Origin of the sequence: Haloarcula regularis (assembly GCF_029338315.1) — an archaeon.
Classification (GTDB): domain Archaea; phylum Halobacteriota; class Halobacteria; order Halobacteriales; family Haloarculaceae; genus Haloarcula; species Haloarcula regularis.
Genome location: NZ_CP119794.1, coordinates 2,211,585 through 2,234,161 on the forward strand (window position 1 = coordinate 2,211,585; position 22,577 = coordinate 2,234,161).

At 66.6% G+C, this 22,577-nt stretch carries 15 protein-coding genes and 6 pseudogenes; 10 read left to right on the plus strand and 11 right to left on the minus strand.

Annotated features, from left to right (window positions below):
• Window position 1 precedes the first annotated feature (1 nt).
• Window positions 2-817, plus strand: coding sequence for a hypothetical protein (locus tag P1N55_RS11930; protein WP_276275810.1), 816 nt, complete (start codon window positions 2-4; stop codon window positions 815-817).
• Between the two features lie 233 nt (window positions 818-1,050).
• Here P1N55_RS11930 and P1N55_RS11935 read toward each other — a convergent pair whose 3' ends face one another.
• Together P1N55_RS11935 and P1N55_RS11940 are read right to left on the minus strand one after the other, a co-directional pair.
• The gene (locus P1N55_RS11935; protein WP_276275811.1) at window positions 1,051-3,204 is read right to left on the minus strand and encodes a hypothetical protein; all 2,154 of its coding nucleotides are present in this window, start codon (window positions 3,202-3,204) and stop codon (window positions 1,051-1,053) included.
• A gap of 57 nt (window positions 3,205-3,261) precedes the next feature.
• On the minus strand, window positions 3,262-4,578 hold the full coding sequence (locus P1N55_RS11940; protein WP_276275812.1) for a site-specific integrase: 1,317 nt from the start codon (window positions 4,576-4,578) through the stop codon (window positions 3,262-3,264).
• A gap of 224 nt (window positions 4,579-4,802) precedes the next feature.
• On the opposite strand from P1N55_RS11940, the gene P1N55_RS11945 reads away from it, so the two are divergent.
• Window positions 4,803-5,024: a hypothetical protein gene (locus P1N55_RS11945; RefSeq protein ID WP_276275813.1), complete on the plus strand. Its 222-nt coding sequence runs from the start codon at window positions 4,803-4,805 to the stop codon at window positions 5,022-5,024.
• Between the two features lie 4 nt (window positions 5,025-5,028).
• Here the strand turns inward: P1N55_RS11945 and serA are convergent, their stop codons facing one another.
• From serA to P1N55_RS20140, 3 genes and pseudogenes are all read right to left on the minus strand, one after another.
• Window positions 5,029-6,252, minus strand: a complete 1,224-nt coding sequence (serA, locus tag P1N55_RS11950; protein ID WP_407067197.1) for a phosphoglycerate dehydrogenase — start codon at window positions 6,250-6,252, stop codon at window positions 5,029-5,031.
• Window positions 6,164-6,640: pseudogene (locus P1N55_RS20135) on the minus strand (hypothetical protein); the annotation flags it as partial. The gene serA and the pseudogene P1N55_RS20135, both read right to left, overlap by 89 nt.
• 208 nt (window positions 6,641-6,848) lie before the next feature.
• On the minus strand, window positions 6,849-7,016 hold the full coding sequence (locus tag P1N55_RS20140; protein WP_455429078.1) for a DUF7556 family protein: 168 nt from the start codon (window positions 7,014-7,016) through the stop codon (window positions 6,849-6,851).
• A 369-nt stretch (window positions 7,017-7,385) separates the two neighbouring features.
• Between P1N55_RS20140 and P1N55_RS11955 the strand changes: the two are divergent.
• The 5 genes and pseudogenes from P1N55_RS11955 to P1N55_RS11970 all read left to right on the plus strand — a co-directional run bounded on the left by P1N55_RS11955 (window position 7,386) and on the right by P1N55_RS11970 (window position 13,087).
• Window positions 7,386-8,230, plus strand: a pseudogene (locus tag P1N55_RS11955) (CBS domain-containing protein).
• Complete coding sequence (gene glyS, locus P1N55_RS11960; protein WP_276275814.1) at window positions 8,227-9,963, plus strand: glycine--tRNA ligase; 1,737 nt, start codon at window positions 8,227-8,229, stop codon at window positions 9,961-9,963. The pseudogene P1N55_RS11955 and the gene glyS overlap by 4 nt, the downstream one beginning before the upstream one ends.
• A gap of 1 nt (window position 9,964) precedes the next feature.
• Window positions 9,965-10,555: a dolichol kinase gene (locus P1N55_RS11965; protein ID WP_276275815.1), complete on the plus strand. Its 591-nt coding sequence runs from the start codon at window positions 9,965-9,967 to the stop codon at window positions 10,553-10,555.
• 74 nt (window positions 10,556-10,629) lie between these two features.
• Window positions 10,630-11,121 (plus strand): annotated as a pseudogene (locus tag P1N55_RS19985) (DEAD/DEAH box helicase); the annotation flags it as partial.
• A gap of 265 nt (window positions 11,122-11,386) precedes the next feature.
• Complete coding sequence (locus tag P1N55_RS11970) at window positions 11,387-13,087, plus strand: ERCC4 domain-containing protein (RefSeq protein ID WP_407067182.1); 1,701 nt, start codon at window positions 11,387-11,389, stop codon at window positions 13,085-13,087.
• On the opposite strand, the pseudogene P1N55_RS20145 reads toward P1N55_RS11970, so the two are convergent.
• Window positions 13,084-13,844: pseudogene (locus P1N55_RS20145) on the minus strand (Sjogren's syndrome/scleroderma autoantigen 1 family protein). The gene P1N55_RS11970 and the pseudogene P1N55_RS20145 sit on opposite strands and share 4 nt — an antisense overlap.
• Window positions 13,845-14,019: 175 nt before the next feature.
• Between P1N55_RS20145 and mdh the strand changes: the two are divergent.
• Window positions 14,020-14,934, plus strand: coding sequence for a malate dehydrogenase (mdh, locus tag P1N55_RS11980; protein WP_276275816.1), 915 nt, complete (start codon window positions 14,020-14,022; stop codon window positions 14,932-14,934).
• Between the two features lie 61 nt (window positions 14,935-14,995).
• Here the strand turns inward: mdh and P1N55_RS11985 are convergent, their stop codons facing one another.
• The 3 genes and pseudogenes from P1N55_RS11985 to P1N55_RS11995 form a co-directional block, all read right to left on the minus strand.
• The gene (locus P1N55_RS11985; RefSeq protein WP_276275817.1) at window positions 14,996-15,658 is read right to left on the minus strand and encodes a Zn-ribbon domain-containing protein; all 663 of its coding nucleotides are present in this window, start codon (window positions 15,656-15,658) and stop codon (window positions 14,996-14,998) included.
• Window positions 15,658-16,041 (minus strand): DUF2073 domain-containing protein, encoded by a 384-nt coding sequence (locus tag P1N55_RS11990; protein ID WP_276275818.1) that lies wholly within the window; start codon window positions 16,039-16,041, stop codon window positions 15,658-15,660. The genes P1N55_RS11985 and P1N55_RS11990 overlap by 1 nt, the downstream gene beginning before the upstream one ends.
• A 4-nt stretch (window positions 16,042-16,045) precedes the next feature.
• Window positions 16,046-16,685 (minus strand): annotated as a pseudogene (locus P1N55_RS11995) (GTP-binding protein).
• 1,110 nt (window positions 16,686-17,795) lie between these two features.
• Between P1N55_RS11995 and P1N55_RS12000 the strand changes: the two are divergent.
• Window positions 17,796-19,358, plus strand: a pseudogene (locus P1N55_RS12000) (Cdc6/Cdc18 family protein).
• Window positions 19,359-19,367: 9 nt separating this feature from the next.
• Here P1N55_RS12000 and P1N55_RS12005 read toward each other — a convergent pair.
• Together P1N55_RS12005 and P1N55_RS12010 are read right to left on the minus strand one after the other, a co-directional pair.
• A complete protein-coding gene (locus tag P1N55_RS12005; RefSeq protein WP_276278720.1) occupies window positions 19,368-20,015 on the minus strand; it encodes a S26 family signal peptidase in 648 nt (215 codons plus the stop codon).
• Between the two features lie 101 nt (window positions 20,016-20,116).
• Entirely contained in the window at window positions 20,117-20,830 is a 714-nt protein-coding gene (locus tag P1N55_RS12010; protein WP_276275819.1) for a S26 family signal peptidase, read from the minus strand.
• 78 nt (window positions 20,831-20,908) lie between these two features.
• Here P1N55_RS12010 and P1N55_RS12015 point away from each other — a divergent pair, with 78 nt between their 5' ends.
• Window positions 20,909-22,456 carry a DNA-directed DNA polymerase II small subunit gene (locus P1N55_RS12015; protein WP_407067183.1) on the plus strand — a complete coding sequence of 516 codons (1,548 nt, stop codon included), beginning with the start codon at window positions 20,909-20,911 and terminating at the stop codon, window positions 22,454-22,456.
• Window positions 22,457-22,577: the final 121 nt, after the last annotated feature.

A 22,577-nucleotide genomic window follows, 5' to 3' on the forward strand; every position in this document is an offset into this window, starting at 1 on the left:
TATGGGTTGGGAGAACTCCAAACTGCACAACCACTGGAAGCAGGCGGTCAAGAAGGGGAACGCAAACGACTTCGTGATATGCATCACCGCCAGCAGCAAAACAGGGGTCTCGGGGACCGGGAAGACGACACTCACTACCGATTTGGCACAGAGCACGGACCTGACCGAGGACGGGTTTGATGCGACCCAGAAGGCGTCTCTCGATGCTGGGGAGATCGCGTATGAGCGAGTGCCCGAGATCGAGCCTCACAGTGCGATTGTGTGGGACGAAGCCCAGGGAGCGCCGGGCACTGTCGGCCTGGACGCTCGCCGGGCGATGAAACAGGAAGCGATAGACTCCGTGTCTTCGATTCTCGCCAACCGCGACAAGCAGTTTACAATCATCATCACGGCACAGATCTTCTCGATGCTCGACCCGCGCATCTACCCGTTGATAGATGCGTGGCTGCTCATCCGCAAAGGACCGGACCACCCGAACGGCCCGGTCGGGACGTACCACAAGGTGTTCGTCGAGGACTACAATCTCGGTAACCCCAAGGTCAAGACGCCAGCGGTTGAGGATTTCGCGTGGAATCAGGTGCCGCACGACGACCCGGACTACCAGGAGCTCGAACGGCTCAAGCAGATGGCGAAAACGCAGAACTACGGCGACGACCCCGAGGAGGAGGACGGCGAAGATGCTACGCCAGATATCAGCATCGACCAGCGGAACGCGCTGCTCAAGCAACGAATCAAGGACGACGACGTGACCGAATCGGACCTTGCGGCCACCTTCGGAATTTCTCGGCAGCGTGTGAACCAGATTGTGAACGATTGAGACCTTCTCGCTGCTGTTCTATACTCGCGGATTATCCGGTGCAAGCAAGCAACCACACATATTGTCTTGTACCGTACTATGGAACACGTCATATTATCCAATCTCAACCAGCACCACCCCACCCAGTGCGCACACAGTCATTGATTCAATAACAGCTGAAGATCTCGGCCGTGGCCGCGGTCGAGCACACCGCCGACGACCACAACTCACCCACGCACGTGCGGACAGTGTCGCTATTCGTCTTCCCCGAGGAAACCGGACAGACCGGGCACCTGCGACCCCGAACTCCCGCCGTCAACCCCTGGGGTTGAGCCTTCCAAACCACCCTGTAGAACGTCTCCGGTGAGAGGATTCCGGAAATCGGTGGTAACCTCGTCGACCGTGCGGCCGAACCCGAACAGGCCGCCCTCGTCGTCACCACCACCGCCGCGCCGACCACCGAACGGCTCGAAACGCGACTCGGCCCGCGGTTCGGTGCGCGTCTCTTGTCGCGTCTCCTGGCGCGGCTCGAAACGCATCTCCTGGCGCGTCTCCTGCCGCGTCTCCTGGCGCGTCTCCTGCCGCGTCTCCTGCCGTGTCTCTTGTCGCGTCTCCTGCCGTGTCTCGGTGCGAGTTTCGGCCCGCGTATCGGCCCGCGTCCCGGGCTCGCTGCGAAGACCGGCGAACGGGTCGGCCCGAGTGTTGGTCGCTCCGAACGGCGACTGCGTGGCCCCCAGGCCGGCGAACGGACCGGCGCGGGCCTGTGGCGTCTGTGCCTCCTCCTGGCGCTCCTGGGCGGCCGTCGCCGTGCCCGCCTCGGCCTCGGTCCGAAGGGCCGGCAGGACACCCGACCGGCCGAAGGTGGCCTCGGCCGGCGTCACCTGTGGCTGCTGGGCCTCGTCGAGTCGTCCCTGCGGGCTGTCGTCCTGCCGTTCCTGCCGGCGGCGCTGGGCGCGGCGTTCCATCATCGTCGACCCACGGTCCGGGTCGAACCGCTCGGCGTCGGTCATGCCACCCTCTTCGGCCCGCTGTCGCCGCTGCTGTCGGGCACGTGTCCCGGCGTCAATGTCGTTTCGCAGTTCCGGCGGTCGGACGGGTTCGGTGTCTACTTCCAGGTCCTCGGCCGTGATCGTCTGCGTGTCACCACCCGACCCGGACCCGGTCGACGACCCGCTATCACTCCGGCCCGTGCCCGACAGGTCGAGTTGCCCGCTCTCGTCGCTGGCGAACTCCCCGGCCCGATTGCGCACGTCGACGTCGCCCACCGCGCCCGCCAGTCGTTGCGTTCCCGGCACGCCCCGGCGGGCCGCCGCAATCGCCACCTCTTCGCCGGGCTGGATTGTGGCCGCGGTAACCCGCGTCGTCTTGGGGCCGACCGCCCGTGCCCCACGCAGCACGCCACCCGTGCCGAGTGTACTCCCGACGAGCTGCCCGCGCAGTCGGCCCGGCGACTCGTCGGCCGCCCGCCCGATCTCCGCTGCGGCAAGTGCGGCCGCGCCAGTCGTCCGGTCGACGAACTCGCCACCCTCACCACTCGCGGCCGCGTCGACACCTTCGGCGACGAACTCGCCGGCCTCGATCGGGGCGAGTGCCAACCGCGGCAGGTTGCCGATTGCCCGGACCGTCCCCTCGGCCTCGGCCTCGGTCGGCCCTTCGGACCGGAGCTTCTCGCGGCGCTCCTCGCGGGACAGTCCTTGAAGCAGTAGCCCGTTCCGGTCGGGGTCGTTACTCGCCGCCGCAACGTCGCCGGCCACGTCCACCGCCGGGTCGACGACCGCCTGCTCGTAGGAGTCGAGTGCGCCACGCAGGCCGCGCTCCACCTGCCCCTGCCCACCGAACGCCTCGCCCGTCTCGTCGTCGCGGGCCTGCTGGCCCCGCTCGACCGCGCTCTGTGTGTCGACACCCAGCGCCTCGCCCACCGGGTCGAGCTGGTCGGCCAGGTCACCGCCGCCGCTTTCGGCCGGCGTGACTGACGGCGACACGTCGGTATTGCGTGCCTCACCGCCACTGCTGCCGCCGTCGTCGAGCGTGCCCGTGCCACGCGTCAGGCCCGGCGACACGTCGGTATCCTGCGGCGTCTCACCGTCGCCACCACTCGCCACGTCGGCCCGATCTTCGGCCCGAATCCCGCTCGGGTCGAACGACCCACCACCGCCGCCGCCGCCCGTCTGCACGTCGACCGGCGTCACGTCGTCCGGGGTCGGGCCGCGGCCGCGGTCGTCGTCGCGGTCGTCGTCCGACCCACCGCCACCGCCGCCACCGACCGACACGCTGCCGTCGTCGTTGATGCTTACGTCGTCGTTGCTCGCCGCCCACTGCTCCATTGCGTTTGGTTCGTCGTCGTCCGACTCGCCACTGGTCACGTCGGCCCGGTCGGAAGACCGAATGCCCGAAGGGTCGAAACTCATGTCAAGAGATACGGCCTAAGCGCGTAAAAAACGGCAACGCCAGGGATTTCTGGCGTTCTATTCGTCCGAGAGATTGCCCAGTTTGTCCATCAACTCGGCCGCCAATTTGGGGTCGTCTTCGAGTGCCTGTGCGATAGCGTCGGCGTCTTTGTACTCTTCAAGAGTCTCGGCCTGCTCTTTCTCTTCGCCGATCTTCTCCTCCATTTGGTCCATCGCACCGCGCGCGTCGGGTGTGTATATGGTGCCACAGCGGGAGCACGCTTTCGCGTTCGGTTGGAGCGGGTTGCCACAGACACCGCACACGTCGGGTGAAAGCGGGGATTCGTCGTCGGGCTCACGTATCCCCCAACCCTCCTCGGCCCGCTTCACATGGTCGTCGCCGCTTAGATGCGAATACGTGGTTTCCATAACCTGACTGGATTCGTCGTGCCCGATGAGATACTTAATTGTATCATCGGGTAGGTTGTGGTCCCGCTTCGCGATTGTAACGAAATTGTGCCGGAGTGCGTGCGGGTGCATCGGTTTCTCGATATCCGTCTCTTCCTTGATATCGGCCATTACCCGGCGGATAGTCTCGCCAGAGACGGGCGTCGAAGGGTCCACAGCGGAATAGCTCGGGCGGCCCGTAATCAGGTAGTTTTCCGGGTCGGCCGTATCCGGGTGGTAGTCCAACCAGTTTTGGAGTGCTCCTTTCGCCCCCAGGAGCGGGCGCTTTCCGTTGCGGTCCTGAGCGCCCTTGAGTCCGTCCACATTCGGATTGAGGCGATACGTGCCCTCTTGCACGTCGACGTCTTTCAGGCGTAGCGTGCGTATCGCCTCGCGCCGTTGGCCGGTATAGAGTAGAAGGTCGAAGAGTGCCCTGTCGCGTGCGTTCGTGGCGGCCTCTTGGGCCTCGTTTATCTCCTCGCGCGTGAGCATATCGTTCGGGTCGACGGGCGAAGCCGATTTTGAGTGAATCGGAATCTCGTCAGGGTCGACCCCAAAATCGTGGTAGCGGTAAAACTTCCGTAGCGCGGCCTGGTAAGAGCGAAGCGTTCCTTTGGTGATTCCGTCGTCGCCGACGTGTGGGTGAGAGCCGTCGTGCATAGACTGCATATCGGCTTTTAGGTCGGACAGCGTGGCTTCGGTCAAATCACGGTCGCGGGCGAACTGTGCGAGTCGATAGACCCACGACATTAGCGTGCCAGGCGTCCGCGTGCTTTCTCCTGGTGGGCAGGAAATCATCACGTTGTGGTCGTCATATGCTCGGACCAGCTCGCGTATTGCTTCGGCTGTCTCCTCGTCGATCTCTCCGTCCTCGACGTAGCCAGTAAACGTTTCAAGTCGCCGTTCGTACTTTTCTCTTGGAGTGGTCATGGCCTTGACCCACTCCACCTTTCATATCCAGGCAGTATAGTAGTGCCGGAGAATCAACACAGGTCATGGGTTAGTTCGACCACAACAAGCAGTCGGGCATCGCCGACTTCATGTGAGTGCGGTTGAGCGAACCAGTTCCCCGTGCTCTCGAGGCCACGTGCGTACCAGATAGGGGCGTCGTGTGACGGTCGTGCGACGACCGTCCGATGGGTGCTTTTGACCCTCTGTGTCGTCCTTGCGATATGGTCACACGCCCTGACGACGGGGCGACGTTCGAGTCGCCGGCGGCGCCCAGCATCCAGGTACCCGAGTGCGGGCCGACCCTCTCGCCCAGCACGCTCTACCAGCTCGAGATAGCGGTCCTGAAACACCAGGTGGCCGAACTCGAGTCGGAACTGGAACGTAGAGAACAACAGCGACAGGCGCTCGTCGACCGGTACGAGCGACTCTTAGAGCGACGGTAGGGGGTTACTCGTCGCCGAGGGCGACGTAGGTGGTCTCGATGATGCGGTCGTCGGCGTTCAGGGTCTCGAGCAGTTCCGCGGGCGGTCTCTCGTCTAAGTTGTAGACCGAGAGCGCCTCGCCGCCGATGGTCCGGCGGCCGTTGAACATCCCCGCGATGTTGATGTCGGACTCGCCCAGCGCCGTCCCGATGAAGCCGATGGTCCCGGGTTCGTCCTTGTTCCGGACGACCAGCATGTGGCCGTGGGGGACCGCCTCGATGCGGTGGCCGTCGATGCGGACGATGCGGGACTCCTCGCCGCCAAAGCGGGTCCCACAGACGGAGACGGAGTCCTCGCCGTCGGAGACGGTGACGGTGATGAGGCTCTGGTAGTCCTCGGCGGAGCTGGTCTTGGACTCGGTGACGTCGATGCCCCGTTCCTTGGCTATCTGGGGGGCGTTGACCGCGTTGACCTGCATGTCCGAGGGTTCGAAGACGCCCTTCAGCGCGCTGGCGGTGACGTACTCGACGTCCTGGTCGGCGATGTCGCCGGCGTAGGCGACCTCGACGGTGGACATGTGCTTGTCGAACAGCTGGACCGCGATGCGGCCGGCGGTATCGGCCAGGTCGAGGTACGGCTGGACCTGTTCGAACGTCGCGCGGTCGATAGAGGGGGCGTTCAGGGCGTTGGCGACCGGTTCCTCGTTGAACGCGGCGACGACCTGGTCGGCCGTGGAGGTGGCGACGTTCTCCTGGGCGGCCTCCGTCGAAGCGCCCAGATGGGGCGTGACGATGATGTCCTCGACGTCCAGCAGCGGACTGTCGGGGTCGAGCGGTTCCTCGCCGAAGACGTCAAGCGCCGCACCCTTCAGGACGCCGTCCTCGACGGCCTCGGCCAGCGCCGGTTCGTCGACGATGCCGCCGCGGGCGCAGTTGACGACGTAGCCGCCCTCGAGCTGGGCGAGTTCCTCCTCGCCGATCATGTTCTCGGTCTCGGGGGTCAGGGGCGTGTGGATGGTGACGAAGTCGGCGGCCGCGAGACACTCGTCGAGCTCGTCGACGAGCTCGGCGCCGAACTGGCTGGCGCGTTCCTCGCTGATATAGGGGTCGAAGGTCACGATGTCCATCCCGAGGTGACCCAGCCGCTTTGCCACCTCCTGGCCGACGCGGCCGAAGCCGACGACGCCCAGCGTCTTGTTGTTGAGCTCGGTACCGAGGAACTCGCCTTTGGCCCACTCGCCCGCTTTCAGGCGCTCGTGGGCCTGGGATGGAGCGCGCGGTGGCGAAGGCCATCGCGACAGAGTGTTCGGCGGCGGCGCGGACGTTGCCCTCGGGGGCGTTCGCGACGACGACACCGTGGTCGGTGGCGGCGTCGATGTCGATGTTGTCGACGCCGATGCCGGCCCGGCCGACGATGACGAGTTCGGGGGCGGCCTCGAACAGCGCCCTCGAGACGTCCGTGCCGGAGCGGACGATGAGCGCATTGGCGTCGGAAACGGCGTCGAACAGTGCCTCGCCCTCGACGTCGTAGGCTGTCTCGACCTCGTGGCCCGCTTCGCGGAGGCGTTCGAGTCCGGCGTCCGCGATGGGGTCCGTGACGAGTACCTTCATACCGGGTCGGACTTCCTGGGGGGCCATAACGCTTGTTTTCTCGTCGCGTGTGGACGCGACCCGAACCGCAGACAGGCGAGAGACGAACGTCGGGGAAACCGGCGGTCGGTGGACCTGGCAACCGGTATTCGGGACGCGGGCACGACGAGATATGACCGCTCGAGCGGGCTGATAAGATGTCGTTACCTGTCGAGAACCGTCGACAGCGTCTCGACGACCGGGTCGAAACCGACGCTTACCGCCAGGCCGGGAGCGAGGCCGCCTCTCCGAGTGGAAGTGTGAGATAGGCGTCGTCCTGCGAGATGTCCGCGATGATGAGGGTGTCGGTCGTGCCTTCCTCGACGGAAGCCATGACCTCTCCGTCCGCAGCAACTTCCACTGGGGCAACCGTATCCGGCTCCATGCATGATAATATGTAACAACAGTATTTAAGTATAGCGGAACCGAGGCACGGCGCGTCAGTGCTGTCAGAATTAGCATCGGTCGGTCACTGCGATTCTCATCCGTGAAACGGGGCTACTGTTAGTTTCCTGTAACCACTCGATTCGGGCGTCTGGAAGAGTAATTCGGGATGACCACGGGTAAGTGGCTGTTATCGTGAACGATTCCCCTAGTGACAGGACGGCAGTAGGGGACGCTCGACCGGCGTTCGCGGGTCGAGGGAGTTACCGACGCCGCGAGGCGGCTGGGGGAGGACGCCGAGGGCTCCGCTGGCGGTCGAACGCGGCGGATGTTAAGGACTTAGTAGGTGCGGGGCGGACCCTTTGGCAGTATGAACGTTGCAGACGTCATGACGCCTCGCTCGGATGTCGTCACCGTCGAGATTCCCGGCACCCGTGACGACGTTCTCGAGTACCTCCAGGAGCGGGCGTTCTCGTCCGTCCCCGTGATCAAAGAGACCGACGACGGCGAGGAGTTCCGTGGCATCGTCTCCCGGGACGCCCTCATCGACCGGCCAGACGAAGACCAGCTGGCACTGCTCGTCGAGGAAGTCGAGACCACGACCGCGGAAGCCACCGTCGAGGAGGCCGCCCGCCTGATGGTCGAGAAGGGCGAACGCAGACTGCCCGTCGTCGACGGCGAGCTCGAGGGCATCGTCACCGTCACCGACGTCATCCGCGCCATCGCCAACGGCGACGTCGACGGGGAGACGGAGGTCGGCGACCTGGCGGGCCGCGACATCAACTGCATCTACGCCGGGACGCCGCTGACGGTCGCCGAGCGGGAGCTGGCCCACGCCGGCGTCCCCTACGGCGTCGTCTTAGACGACGACGGCGACACGGCGGGCATGCTGACCGAGGTGGACATCATCGAAGTGGCCCGGGTCGTCGAGGGCGAGGACGACACCGGCGACTCCATCGCCGGCCAGGACGACGAGTGGGCCTGGGAAGGTATCAAGGCCGTCGGCGGTCGCTACATGCCCACCCGCAACGTCGAGATCCCGGTCGAACCCGTCAGCGAGTTCATGACCGAGGACCTGATAACCGTCAACAAGCGCCGGACCGCCACCGAAGTGGCCCAGTGATGATAGAGCACGAGATCGAGCAGATTCCGCTGGTCTCCGGGTCGGACCTGGTCGGCATCGTCCGCGACATCGACCTGCTGAGGGCCCTATGAGCGAGGGCGAGCGCCTCACCGAGCTGGCCAAGCGACGGGGCTTTTTCTTCCCTGCCGCCGGGGCCTACGGCGGCGCCGCCGGCTTCTGGACCTACGGCCCGCAGGGCGCGGCCCTGAAGTCGAACGTCGAGGAGGCCTGGCGCGACCGCTTCGTCGTCAAGGAGGGCCACCAGGAGATATCGGCCCCGGACGTGATGCCCGAACCCGTCTTCGAGGCCTCGGGCCACCTGGACGGCTTCGACGACATGATCGTCGAGTGTGGCGAGTGCGGTGCGACCCACCGGGCCGACCATGTCGTCGAGGACAACACCGACATCGAGGAGGCCGAGTCCCTGCCCAACGAGGAGGTCATGGCGATCATCGCCGACCACGACATCCCTTGCCCCTCCTGTGGTGCGTCGCTGGCCGGCGAACCCGTCGAGAACTTCAACCTCATGTTCGAGACCAACATCGGACCGGGCACCTCCTCGCCGGGCTACCTTCGGCCGGAGACGGCTCAGGGCATCTTCGTCGAGTTCCCGCAACTTTCCGAGTACGCCCGCAACCAGTTGCCCTTCGGCGTCGCCCAGATCGGCAAGGCCTACCGCAACGAGATCTCGCCGCGGAAGTCCCTCGTGCGTGTGCGTGAGTTCACGCAGGCCGAACTGGAGCACTTCGTCGACCCCGAGGAGGACGAACCGCCCCTCGATCGTGTCGAAGACGTCGTCCTCCCGCTGTACTCCGGCGAGTCCCAGCAGGCCGACGACGGCGGTCAGGTCGACTTGACCGTCGGCGAGGCCGTCACGCAGGACGTCGTCGCCAGCGACTGGGTGGCCTACTACCTGGGCGTCGCGAAAGACTGGTACGAGCGCGTCGGCGTCGACATGGACCGCTTCCGGTTTCGCCAGCACCTGCCGGGCGAACTGGCCCACTACGCCTCGGACTGCTGGGACGCCGAGGCCGAGATCGACGGCGACTGGATCGAGATCACCGGCTTCGCCTACCGGGGCAGCTACGACCTCGACAAGCACGCCGAACACTCCGGCGAGGACTACACCGTCTTCAAGCAGTACGACGACCCCGTCACGGTCGAACGGCCGACGGTCGACCCCGACATGAGTTACCTGGGGCCGGAGTTCGGCGGTGTGGCCGGCGAGGTGGCCGACGCGCTCGACGCCCTGGCCGCGCGGGACCCCGAGGCCTTCGACGGCGACGAGGTGTCCGTCGAGGTGGGCGGTGAGTCCTACACAGTGCCGGTCGAGCAGACGAACTTCGCCGTCGAGGAAGTGACCGAGAGCGGCGAGCACGTCACGCCCCACGTGGTCGAGCCCTCCTTCGGCGTCGGCCGGATCGTCTACACGGTGCTGGCCCACGCCTACGCGACCGACGAGGTCGACGGCGAGGAGCGGACCTACCTCGATCTCCCGGCAGAACAGGCCCCGACGACCGTCGGCGTCTTCCCGCTGATGGACAGAGATGGGATGGACGACTACGCCCACGATATCGCCGGCGCGCTCCGGGCTGCCGGGCACTCGGTCACCTACGACGACTCGGGGGCCATCGGCCGGCGCTACCGCCGCCAGGACGAGGTCGGCACCCCCTACTGCGTGACCGTCGACTACGAGTCCCTCGAGGAGGACACGGTGACGCTCCGGGAGCGTGACTCGACCGCGCAGAAGCGCGTCTCCATCGACGGGTTGGCCGAGACGCTCGAGCAGTTGACCGCCGGCGAGACGACCTTCGACGACCTGTAAGATGGCCGACGAGGTCGCCCGGCGACTGGTCCACGCCTCGGGGTCGGCGGTCCCCCTCGCGCACCTGCTGGCCCCCGGCCTCGTCACCTGGACCGTCGTGAAGGCCGTCATGGCGCTGGCCGTGGGCGTCGCCGTCTGCCTCGAGTTCTTTCGCCTCTCGGTCGGCCTCGACTGGGCCATCTACGACCGCCTGACCCGCGAGTACGAACAGGACAACCCGGCGGGCTACGCGCTGTACATGGTCGGGATGGCGGCCGTCGCGTGGGCGGTCGGCGTCGCCGGGATGACCACCGCCGTCGCGGTCCCCGCGATGCTGATGCTCACCGTGGGCGACCCCATCAGCGGCCTGCTGGGCTCTGCGGACGCGAGCAACGTCAAGCAGGCCTGGGTCCTGCTGGTGATGTTCGGCGTCTGCACCCTGCTCGCGGCGCCGTTCGTGCGCCCGGTCGCGGCGGTTCTGGGCGGTGCTGCGGCCACCTTCGCCGACGGCGTCAAGCCCCGCATCGCCGGCTACGTCGTCGACGACAACCTCTCGATTCCGGTGCTCGGCGCCGCCGCGATGTGGGCCGGCGTGGTCGTCGTGCCGCTCTGAGTCGGCGACGGGACCGGTCCACTTTCACCGCGCTACCTGAACCCTTAACCGCCACCGGGGCCAACGCCCGGGCAATGGCGACCACCGACGCCGAGTCCGGTGGCGAGCACGTCGATCGCGCGCTGGTGACGCCGGAGTTCCTCGAGAACCGCCGGTACCAGGTCGATCTGGCCGAGACGGCGAGCCGGGACCACGCGCTCGTCTGTCTCCCGACCGGACTCGGCAAGACCACCGTCTCGCTGCTGGTCACCGCCGAGCGACTGGCGACCGTCGGCGGGAAGGCGCTCCTGCTGGCCCCGACGAAGCCGCTGGTCCAGCAACACGCCGAGTTCTACCGCGAGGCCCTCGAACTCGAGGACGACGACGTCGTCGTCTTCACCGGCGAGGTCCGTCCCGACGACCGCGCGGCACTGTGGGCGGACGCCCGCGTCGTTATCGCGACCCCGCAGGTCGTCGAGAACGACCTGGTGGGCAACCGGATCTCCCTCGCCCCGGTCACGCACTGCACCTTCGACGAGTGCCACCGCGCGACCGGCGACTACGCCTACAACTACATCGCCGAGCGCTACCACGCCGACGCCGAGGACCCGCTGGTGACCGGGATGAGCGCCTCGCCCGGCGACGACGAGGAAGCGATCCTGGAGGTGTGTGAGAACCTCGGGCTCTCGGAGGTGGCCGTGATGACCGAGGACGACGCCGACGTCGCCGAGTACACCCACGACACCAGCGTCGAGTGGAAGCGCATCCAGTTGCCCGAGGTCGTCCTCGAGATCCGCGACGCCATCAACGAGGTTGTCGCGGAGCGACTCGAGAAAGCTGCGCGACCTGGGGGTGACCCGCAAGACCTCGCCGGACATCTCCGAGCGCGAGATACAGGGGATGCAGGCCGAGTTGCGGAAGCTGATGGACAACGACCAGAGCGAGGGCTACAAGGGGATGAGCCTGCTCGCCGAGATCCGCAAGCTGCGGACCGCCGTCACCTACGTCGAGACCCAGAGCGTCGAGTCGCTGGTCCGGTACTTCGAGCGCCTGAAGGAGGCCGCCCGCTCGTCGGGGGCGTCGAAGGCCGACCAGCGACTCGTCTCGGAGCCAAAGATTCGCGAGGCGATGCGCAAAGCGAACGGCTACGACGATCTGCACCCGAAGTTCCGCCAGACGCGGATGTTGCTCGCCGAGACGCTGGGCATCGAGAACGGCGAGCGCATCATCGTCTTCACGGAGTCCCGGGACACCGCTGAGACGCTCGTGGAGTTCCTCTCCGGACACTTCGACGTCGAGAAGTTCGTCGGGCAGAGCGACACCGACGGGAGCGAGGGCATGACCCAGACCGAGCAACAGGACACGCTCGACCGCTTCCGAGCCGGGGAGTTCGAGGTGCTGGTCTCGACCTCCGTCGCCGAGGAGGGCCTGGACGTCCCCGAGGTCGACCTCGTGCTCTTCTACGAACCCGTGCCGACGGCCATCCGGGCCATCCAGCGCAAGGGCCGGACCGGCCGCCAGGCCGAGGGCCGCGTCGTCGTCCTGCTGGCAGAGGACACCCGCGACGAGGCGTACTTCTGGAAGGCCCGCAACGACCAGAAGCGGATGCAAAACGAACTCCAGGAGCTCAAGGGCGTCGCCGGCGAACTGGAGGCCCGCCTCGACCAGACCGCCTTGGACGAGTACGACGGGAAGAGCGGTGCGGACGACGAATCGGGCGAGGAGGCGGCGAGCAGTCCACCCGAAACGGGGGGCGAACAGGACCCTGATTCGACGAGCGAGGACGGCCAGGCGGGGCTGGACGCGTTCGCACCCGACCCCGGTGACGACGACAGCGAGGGCGTCGATACCGAGGACCTGGAGGGCGCCGTCGCAAAGCCCGAGAACGACACCGACGACGTCGAGATCGTGGCCGACCAGCGGGAACTCGACTCGACCATCGCTCGGGACCTCTCGACGCGCGACGGCATCCAGACACGCCTCGAGACGCTCGCGGTCGGGGACTACGTCCTCTCGGACCGCGTGGTCGTCGAGCGCAAGACCGTCTCGGACTTTCTGGATACGCTGACCGGCGGCGACCGCTCGATGTTCGAGCAGGTCGGCGACGCCGCGCGCCACTACGCCCGCCCGGTGGTCGTCATCGAGGGCGAGGACCTCTATGGCGCCCGGAACGTCCACCACCGGGCCATCCAGGGCGCGCTGGCCTCGCTGGCCGTCGACTTCGGCGCCTCGGTGCTGCGGACCAGCGACGAGGCCGAGACGGCAGACCTGCTGGCCGTCGTCGCCGGGCGCGAACAGGACGTCTCCGAGCGAGAAGTGAGCGTCCACGGCGAGAAACAGTCCCGGACCCTGCCCGAACAGCAGGAGTACGTCGTCGCGTCCATCGGCGAAGTGGGGCCGGTCACGGCCCGGAGCCTGCTGGCGCACTTCGGGAGCGTCGAGGCAGTGATGACCGCCGGGAAGGAGGACCTGCTCGAGGTCACCGGCGTCGGCGAGGTGACCGCCGAGCGCGTCCGGGACGTCGTCGGGAGCGCCTACGGCGAGCGCGACTAGTAGCCGAGGGCGTCGAGCGCTTCGGCCGCCTCGCGGGCCGCCTCGAGGTGCTCACGGGCGCGCCGCGGGTTGTCGGTACCGGCCGCACGTTCGGCGCACTGCCGCAACGTTCGGGCCAGCAGCTGCTCGGCCGCGGCGACGTCCGCCGCGACGTCGCCGTTCGAGTCAACTGTTCTAGATGAAACGGAGGGGTCCGCAGCCGTCGGGCCGCCCGCGGGCGGCGTCGGCGTGGTGTCGTCCGTCGCGGCCGTCGAGGGCGTCGACTGGGCCGCCGTGGGCGGCTGGTCGGGCTCGTCACCCACCGTTTCACGTGGACCGGTCCGGGACCCGTCTGCCGGGTGCTGGGCGGCCTCCTCCGTGGCGTCCTGCGGTCGGGGGTCTCGGGTGTCTGGGACTCGGTCGACGGCGATTCCGCCTCGGGGGACGCTGGCGTCCCGTCTCCCTCCGCCTGGGCGCCAAACTGGACGCGGGCCTCCTCGCCCGGGTTCGCGACCTCGATGTGCCCGTCGTCGGCCGCGCCGTCCTCCGCCCCGTCCTCGGCGGATTCACGTGTTATCGGCTTCTGGCAGGTTGGACAGAACTCCTGGCCGTCGTAGCGAAAGACCGGGTCGCCACAGTCGCTGCAGTGGGCGTTGGTCATCGTCGCGCCCTTCAAGAGCAGTTCGCTCATCTGCTCGGTGGCCTGGCGCCGATCCTCCTCGGCCTCGAACTTCTCGCGGAGTTTCTCGCGTTCGGCTTCCTTGTCGAAGTCGCTCATACGTGTCCGAACGTGACGGGACTGAAAACCGTTTACGGCTCCCGGTAGCGAACTGGGCGTCCGGTGAGGGCCAGGACGGGACGAGCAGTCCGTCAGACGCCGAGACGCCGTGAGCCCGCGCCGTTGGCGGGGGTTCGACACGTTTAACGTTCGTGCGCGTCGGGATTCGAATGGTATGACAAAGGTAAGCGTAGTCGGTGCAGCCGGCACCGTCGGTGCCGCTGCGGGCTACAACATCGCGATTCGGGACATCGCCGACGAAGTCGTGCTGGTGGACATTCCGGACAAGGAAGAAGACACCGTCGGCCAGGCGGCCGACACCAACCACGGCATCGCCTACGACTCCAACACGACGGTGCGACAGGGCGGCTACGCGGACACCGCCGGCTCGGACGTCGTCGTCATCACGGCCGGCATCCCGCGCCAGCCCGGCCAGACCCGCATCGACCTGGCGGGGGACAACGCCCCCATCATGGAGGACATCCAGGCCTCGCTCGACGAGCACAACGACGACTACGTCTCGCTGACGACGTCGAACCCCGTCGACCTGCTGAACCGGCACCTCTACGAGGCCGGCGACCGGCCCCGCGAGCACGTCATCGGCTTCGGCGGCCGCCTCGACTCCGCGCGGTTCCGCTACGTGCTCGCCGAGCGCTTCGACGCCCCCGTCAAGAACGTAGAGGCCACGATTCTGGGCGAACACGGTGACGCCCAGGTCCCGGTCTTCTCGAAGGTCCGCGTCGACGGCACGGACCCCGAGTTCACGGCCGACGAGCGCGAGGAGATCCTGGGCGACCTGCAGGAGTCGGCCATGGACGTCATCGAGCGCAAGGGCGCCACCGAGTGGGGCCCGGCCCGCGGCGTCGCCCACATGGTCGAGGCCATCGTCCGCGACACCGGCGCTGTCCTGCCCGCCTCTGTGAAACTGCAGGGCGAGTTCGGCCACGAGGACACCGCCTTCGGCGTCCCGGTCAAACTGGGCAGCGACGGCGTCGAGGAGATCGTCGAGTGGGACCTCGAGGACTACGAGGAAGAGCTGATGGCCGAGGCGGCCGAGAAGCTCGCAGAGCAGTACGACAAGATAGCGTAGTTGGGAGAACGCCCAATCCGGGGCGATTTTTCGGGTGGAACGACCGACCGTGAGCCTCGACTCACTCCCGGTAGGTCTCGGGGACCTGGATGGAGTACCGGCCGTCCTCCTGCAGCGCAACGATGTACTCCTCGCGGTCGTACAGTTCCATCAGGTTGAGCTCGTACTGGCCGGGTTCGAGCACCTTGATGGACTCGAACTGGTCGTTGAGCTCCTTGCGGAGTTCCTGGAGGTCCGGTCTGTCCGAGTCCCCGTCGGGGTCCTCGGGCGGGTCCGGGTCCGCGCCGACGGGGCGGAAGCGGTGTTCCTCGTCGGTCTCGGCGGCCGTATCCGAGGGGAGTTCGTCCGGCGAGACGACGTCCCCGCGCGCACTCGCCTGTGCGGCGTCTTCCCCGGGTTCGGCGGCCGCCGCGGCGCCGTCGTCGGGCACCGCGCCGTCTGCTGCCCCGCCCGTTTCAGCCGGGGTGGGGCCGCCCGCGCCCTCCGGACCGGACCCGCCGACGAAGTCCCGGACGGTCGCGGCCGTCTTCCCGACGGTGCGGGCGACGGAACTGTCCGGACCCGGGGGGTCGGGTGGTTCTGCGTCGGTGTCCGGCGGCGAGGGGCCGTCGGCACCGCTGGGCTGGAACTGGAACTTGTTCCCGCCACAGTCCGGACAGCCCGAGAGCATCTCCTTCGAGCCGTCCTCGAACACCCGTGCGCAGTTCGTACACTGGTGTGGCATTATTTCCTGGAGACGAGCGCGCTGATGAGGGTTTCGTCCTTGTGGAGCGTCTCGATCTGGTTCGCCGGGCCGATGACGGTGAGCTTCTTCGTGGACTCCTTGCCCATGATGCGGTCTAAGATGCTCGCGTCGGCGGTCTCGGACTTGGGGTAGGTCTCGATCTCGATGCCGTTGAACTCGTCGGGGCTGATCTCGGTCATCGTCACCTCGATGAGCCGGGACTCCTCGTCGGGCGAGAGTCCCTCCTCTAGGATGACGATGTTGCCGTCGCGGACGCCGTCCAGGATGGTCCGTATCTTCTCCATGGACGTGAGTCCGTCCATGCGTTCGCCGCTGATGAGGTCGATCTGGACGCCGTCGCTTGGGTCTTTGACTTCTGCCATTATATCACCCGAAGTACTCCGCGATCTTGTCGTAGACCTCGTCCATGTTGTCGCCCTCGAGGGCCGACAGGGGGATGGTCTCGTGCTGTGGGTAGGCATTGGCGATGCGCTGGACCGACGAGTCCTCCAGGTCGATCTTGTTCGCCAGGATGAGCACCGGGAGGTCCTGGCTCTCGATGATGCCGATGAGCATCGTGTTGACCTGGGTGAACGGGTCCGTCGCCGAGTCCAGAACGTAGATGACCCCGTCGACGTCCTCGCGGAGCCAGTGCATCGCCTCGGCGACCCCCTCGGTGGCCTCGCGGGAGCGACGCACGGCGTCCTCTTTCTCCATGTCGTGTTCGAGGAACTCGGTGTAGTCGACCTTCGTCGTCACGCCGGGCGTGTCGACGATGTCGATGGTGACTTTCTTCCCGTCTCGTTCGATCTCGACGTTCTCCTTGCGACGTGCGCGGCGCGTCTCGTGGGACGTGACTCTCGGGACCGACCGCGTCGCCGGTCCAGTCGCGAGCGATGCGGTTCGCGAGCGTCGTCTTCCCCGCGTTCGGCGGCCCGTAGATGCCGATTCGCTTGGGGTCTTCCTCGGAGAACAGCGTCGATGCTGCCCGTGAAATGCTATCTTTGAGGTTTGTGAGTATTCCCATCCTATCCTCCCGCCGCGCGGCGTGGCCGGTATGGCGGCTTCTGCACGTAGAAGCCGGCCGAATTCACTTAAGCCTACGTCAGACAAATTAAAACTAGATGACATTAGAGGAGAGGGCGTCGGCCGGGTGAGTCGCAGCCGAAACGGCGGTCCATCACGAGGAGCGATAGAGGAGGTGGTGACGGGCATCGACGACGCGAGACCAGCGACACATCCGAACGGGAGGGAGCGAGAGGGACGGAAAGTCCCAACCGAGTCCAGATGTGCGCCAGGCGACGGGTGGCGGACACGAAACGGTGTGGGGGCAGATGCCCCCCCACCCCTTCGTTTCGACTGGAACGGGACCCACGCCCGTGACCGGGAGGGGTGATTCGACCCGAAACGGACCGGATCGGACGGACGGTACGATGGAGTGCGCAGCGAAAACGGTGGAATCCACAACGGAGAGGCCACTAGACCCTAGTTCCAATCCACCTAGACTCCTCTAACGCTTTCTATTATCTAGTGCGGATTTGGTTTAATACTATAGGATATAAATCTTTCCTAGTCTAGACAGCAATCTCCGTGGCCGGTCCCCCCCACCCCGTCTCCCTTCGCCGCTCCACCCGAAACGGAGGGGTGGGGGGGTCCACCCGGAATCATCCCTCCACAGCGTCCCCGGTTCTGTCATGTCCCACTCGTCTGCCCACGAGACCGTCCTTCGAGGCAGCCCGGGGTCAGTGTTCGACACACAGCCGACGCCACCCCCCTCACCTTCCCGTCGACGACGCCCGAAACACCCCGCCAGGGCACCCTTCCCCCACGCCTGCTTCCTCTCGAGTGGCTCTCCGCTCCCGTTTGACCGGGGAGTCCGGCCGTGTCGGTGGACGAATCCCGTCGCTGCGCCGTCGCTACACCCCGTCGCGGTCTGTCTGGACCGTGATATCGGTGAGACTCGAGACCCGTCGGACCGAAATATTTAATATCGAATCACCCACGGGTTCACGTGGTTCATCTGGACGGACCGGCGAGGGGCGAAGTCGATATCCACGGCAATTTCGGGCGTATCGAGACGTCTCACTCGGTGCGTCCGACGGTTTCCACCCGAAACGAAGGGGTTTGCGTACAGAGCATGACCGACGAATCCAACGACCACGACACCGACGACGGCCCGACGTCCGGCGAGAGTGGCCCGCTCGACGACTCGTCGAGCCTCCTCGACCGCTCCGGCGCCGGCCGGTCTGGCACGCCGGACCTCGACGACATCGTGCTCGACAATCTCGACACGGGCGACGAGGACGCCTCGGACGAGGCCTCCCGGGGGCTGTTCGACGACCTGCTCGAGGGCGAACCAATCTTCGAGAACAAGGAGGTGCTCAGGCCGTCGTACACTCCGCACAAACTGCCCCACCGCGAGGAGCAGATCAACAACATGGCGACAATCCTCGTGACGGCGCTGCGGGGCGACACCCCGTCGAACATCCTCATCTACGGGAAGACCGGGACCGGCAAGACCGCCAGTGCGAAGTTCGTCAGCGAGGAACTCGAGACCACCTCCCAGAAGTACGAGGTCCCCTGTGAGGTCGAGTACATCAACTGCGAGGTGACCGACACCCAGTACCGGGTGCTCGCCCAGCTGGCGAACAAGTTCATCAACAAGAACCTCGGGGTCATCGAGGACCGACTCGCGGACCTCTCCGACCTCCGTTCGCGTGCGCGAGACGACGCCTCGGTGCTGGCCGAGACGTCGTTCGCGTCACTCGACGCCCTCGAAGCGGAGATAGACGCTCTCGAGGCGGACCGCGACGAGTTCGAGGAGGTCCCCATGACCGGGTGGCCCACCGACCGCGTCTACTCCTCGTTTCGACGCCGTCGACTACCACGAGCGCGTGGTCGTCATCATGCTCGACGAGATCGACAAGCTCGTCGAGAAGTCCGGCGACGACACGCTCTATAACCTCTCTCGAATGAACTCCGAACTGGAGAACTCGCGGGTCTCTATCATGGGCATCTCGAACGACCTGAAGTTCACGGACTTCTTAGACCCCGTGTCAAGTCCAGCCTCGGCGAGGAGGAGATCGTCTTCCCGCCCTACGACGCCAACCAGCTGCGCGACATCCTCCAGGCCCGGGCCGACGTCGCGTTCAAGGGCGACGCGCTCTCGGACGACGTCATCCCGCTGTGTGCGGCCTTCGCCGCCCAGGAACACGGCGACGCCCGCCGGGCGCTTGACCTCCTGCGGACCGCGGGCGAACTCGCCGAGCGCGACCAGACCGACGACGTCGAGGAGGACCACGTCCGCCAGGCCCAGGAGAAGATCGAACTCGACCGCGTGGTCGAGGTCGTCCGCACCCTCCCCACCCAGTCGAAGATCGTCCTCTTTGCCATCATCCTCCTGGAGAAAAACGGCGTCCGCAACATCAACACCGGCGAGGTGTTCAACATCTACAAGAACCTCTGTGAGGAGATCGACGCCGACGTGCTGACCCAGCGCCGCGTGACCGACCTCATCTCCGAACTGGACATGCTGGGCATCGTCAACGCCGTCGTCGTCTCGAAGGGCCGCTACGGCCGGACCAAGGAGATCTCGCTGTCGGTCCCGACAGACGAGACGGAGGCCGTGTTGCTCTCCGATTCCAGACTCGGCGACATCGAGGACGTCCAGCCGTTCGTCCAGGCACGCTTCGACAACTGACGCCCTTCTTCAGACCCCTCCCGCCACTGCCGTAGCCGTGCCGGAGTCGGCGGTCGTCGCGTTCGACAGACTCCCGTTCGTCGGGCGGGCGGCCGCCTGATTCCAGCGGAGACGAATCTGGCCGAGCACCGGCACCCGCAGCTCCGCGGTGCCGACGACCCACTCGGGTTTCACCGGGGCGCTGATGACGGCCGACCCGACCTGGTCGTAGCGGGCGTTGTTGTCGCCTTTCGTGATGAACCCCGCGTGGGGGGCAGGGCAGTTCGATAGCTCCGAGCAGCTCTCGGCGTTTCCGACGTCGTTCGGGTCGGCGCGGTCGTACCAGTTCTCGCCCCGGTCGACCCACAGCATCGCGCGGTGGATGATGGGCGTCGCCCGCCGGTTGCCGTCGGGCGCGTAGACGATGACGTCGCCGGTTCCCTGGAACCGGACGTAGGTGCTGGTGTCGGCCGCCGTCGTCACGCCGTGGCGTGCGTTCGGCCCGGGGAAGCGTTCTTCCTCCATGACAAACACCAGGTCGCCCGTGTCGATGTGGGGTTCCATGCTGGGGCTCTCGATGGCCACCAGCGGGGGCCAGACCCCGCTGACCGAGAACAGTAACACCCCCACCAGGAGGACGGCGCTGGCGCTGCTGACGACGTCCGTCACGTACACTATCGCGCCGTGGCGGTCGGCCTCGTCCGTCGACGACTCCTCACCGACGGCCGAGCGGTGCTCGTCCCCGGACATTCCTACCGCGATTTGTCAGAGGTGCGGTATCAACTTTCCGCTGTCCGGGCCGCCGTCGTGCCGTTGGCGGCCCCCGCCGGCGTCGAGACGGCCTCCGGGTCGTTTTCCGGCGCCCACGCCCCGGCCACTGCCAGCGAGCGCAGGCGGACCCAGCCCAGGTTGGGGAGGCGGACCTCGCCGGTGCCGATGACCCACGACGGCCGGACCACGGTGCTCGTGGTGCCGGCTTGGTCGTACTCGGCGTTGAAGTCCCCCTGCGTGACGAACCCGGCGTGAGGGGCCGGACAGTTCCGCAGCTCCGTGCAGTCGGTCGCCGTCCCGACGGCGTCGGGGTCGGCGCGGTCGTACCAGTTCTCGCCCCGGTCGACCCACAGCATCGCACGGTGGATGATGGGTGTCGCCGACGCGTCGCCGTCGGGCATGAACACGATGACGTCGCCCGGGCGGCCGAACACGACGTACCCGGCGGTATCGCCGGCCGCCGCCGTCACGACGCCGTGGCGTGCGTCCGGCCCGGGGAAGCGCTCCTCGTCCATGACGAACACCATGTCGCCCGTCTCGATGCTGGGGGTCATGCTGGGACTCTCGATGGCCACCAGTGGGGGCCACACCCCGCTGACCGCAAAGAGGAACAGGCCGACCAGGCAGACGGCGACGACGGCACTCGCGAGCTCCCTGGCGAGGTGTCCGGTCGCTCCCCCCGACCGATCGTCCCGCCCGGCAGGTCCGCCGTCGCCGTCCATCACTGGTCCGGATAGTCGGGAACGGGCTATCAATGTTGGGTCCGCTATCCTTTTGCCCGCCCACACTGAGTAGGGAGTGTGCCCCTGGAGACGCCGGCACGAATCGTCAGGGAACTCGCCAGCCGCGGCTACAACGCCGAGCGAGAAGCGGTGACGCGCCTCGCGGACGCGCCGGACTCCGCGGCCGCGCTCGATCGTGCACTGGAAACGATGCCCGCAGACGCGCTGAAACTGACGACCGACCACGTCGACGGCGTCCTCGAGAGCCACGCAGGGCGCCGTGAATCCCATCGTGGCCAGTCGGACCCCAGCGGAACTGGGGCCGACTCCACCACCGAACTAGACCCCTCTGTTTCGACTGGAACGGCGGCGCCGAACCCGCCCGACGACGGTGGGGGCGTTCCACACGAAACAGAGGGGTCTCGGAACGTCGACCGCTCGCTTCGTGCCGTCGAGGTCGCCAACGACATGACCGGCGACTCGACGGGGACCGGCGAGTATTCCGATTTCGTCGCCGTCTTCCGGGACCGCTACGAGAAACTCGCGAGCAAGCTCCGCGGGCGGGTCAACCACCGGCCGACAGACGCCATCGAGGCGATGGGCGGGGGCAGCGAGGCGGCGCTCATCGGGATGGTCTCGGACATCCGCTCGACCGCCAGCGGCCACTGGCTGGTCGAACTCGAGGACACCACCGGGACCTTCCCCTGTCTCGTGATGAAAGACCGGCCCATCGCCGACCTCGTCCAGCACCTGCTGTTCGACGAGGTCATCGCCGTCGAGGGGACCCTGGCCGACGACGGCGGCATCCTCTTTGTCGACTCGCTGTACTTCCCCGACGTTCCCCGGACCCACGAGCCCTCGACGGCCGACCGGCCGGTCCAGGCCGCGCTCATCTCGGATATCCACGTCGGCAGCCAGGAGTTCATGGCCGACGCCTGGCACCGCTTTACCGACTGGCTCCACACCCCCGAAGCCGAGCGCGTCGAGTACCTCCTCATCGCCGGCGATATGGTCGAGGGCGTCGGCATCTACCCCGACCAGGACGAGGAACTCGACATCATCGACATCTACGAGCAGTACGAGCGGTTCTCGGAGTACCTCAAGGAGGTGCCCGGCGACATGGAGATCCGCATGATTCCGGGGAACCACGACGCCGTCCGCCTGGCTGAACCCCAGCCGGGCTTCGACGAGGAACTCCGGGACATCATGACCGCCCACGACGCGACGATCCACTCGAACCCCTCCGTCGTCACTGTCGAGGGCGTCTCGGTGCTCATGTACCACGGCGTCTCGCTCGACGAGGTCATCGCCGAACTCCCCGACGAGGAGGCCAGTTACGAGGACCCACACGAGGCGATGTACCACCTCCTGAAGAAGCGCCACGTCGCCCCGCAGTACGGCGGCCACACGCGCCTGGCCCCCGAGAAGAAAGACTACCTCGTCATCGAGGACGTCCCCGACGTCTTCCACACCGGCCACGTTCACAAGCTGGGCTGGGGCGAGTACCACAACGTGCTGGCGCTCAACTCCGGGTGCTGGCAGGCCCAGACCGACTTCCAGAAGTCCGTCAACATCGACCCCGACGCCGGCTATGCCCCATTCTCGACCTCGACACGCTGGACATGACGGTCCGCAAATTCCACTGACCCACCTTTTTCTGCGTCGGGTTTCCTCGCGAGCCGAAGGCTCGCTGCGGGGACAGCGTGGCGGCTCCGCCGCCACGTCATTCGGTTGCGGGCCGACGGCC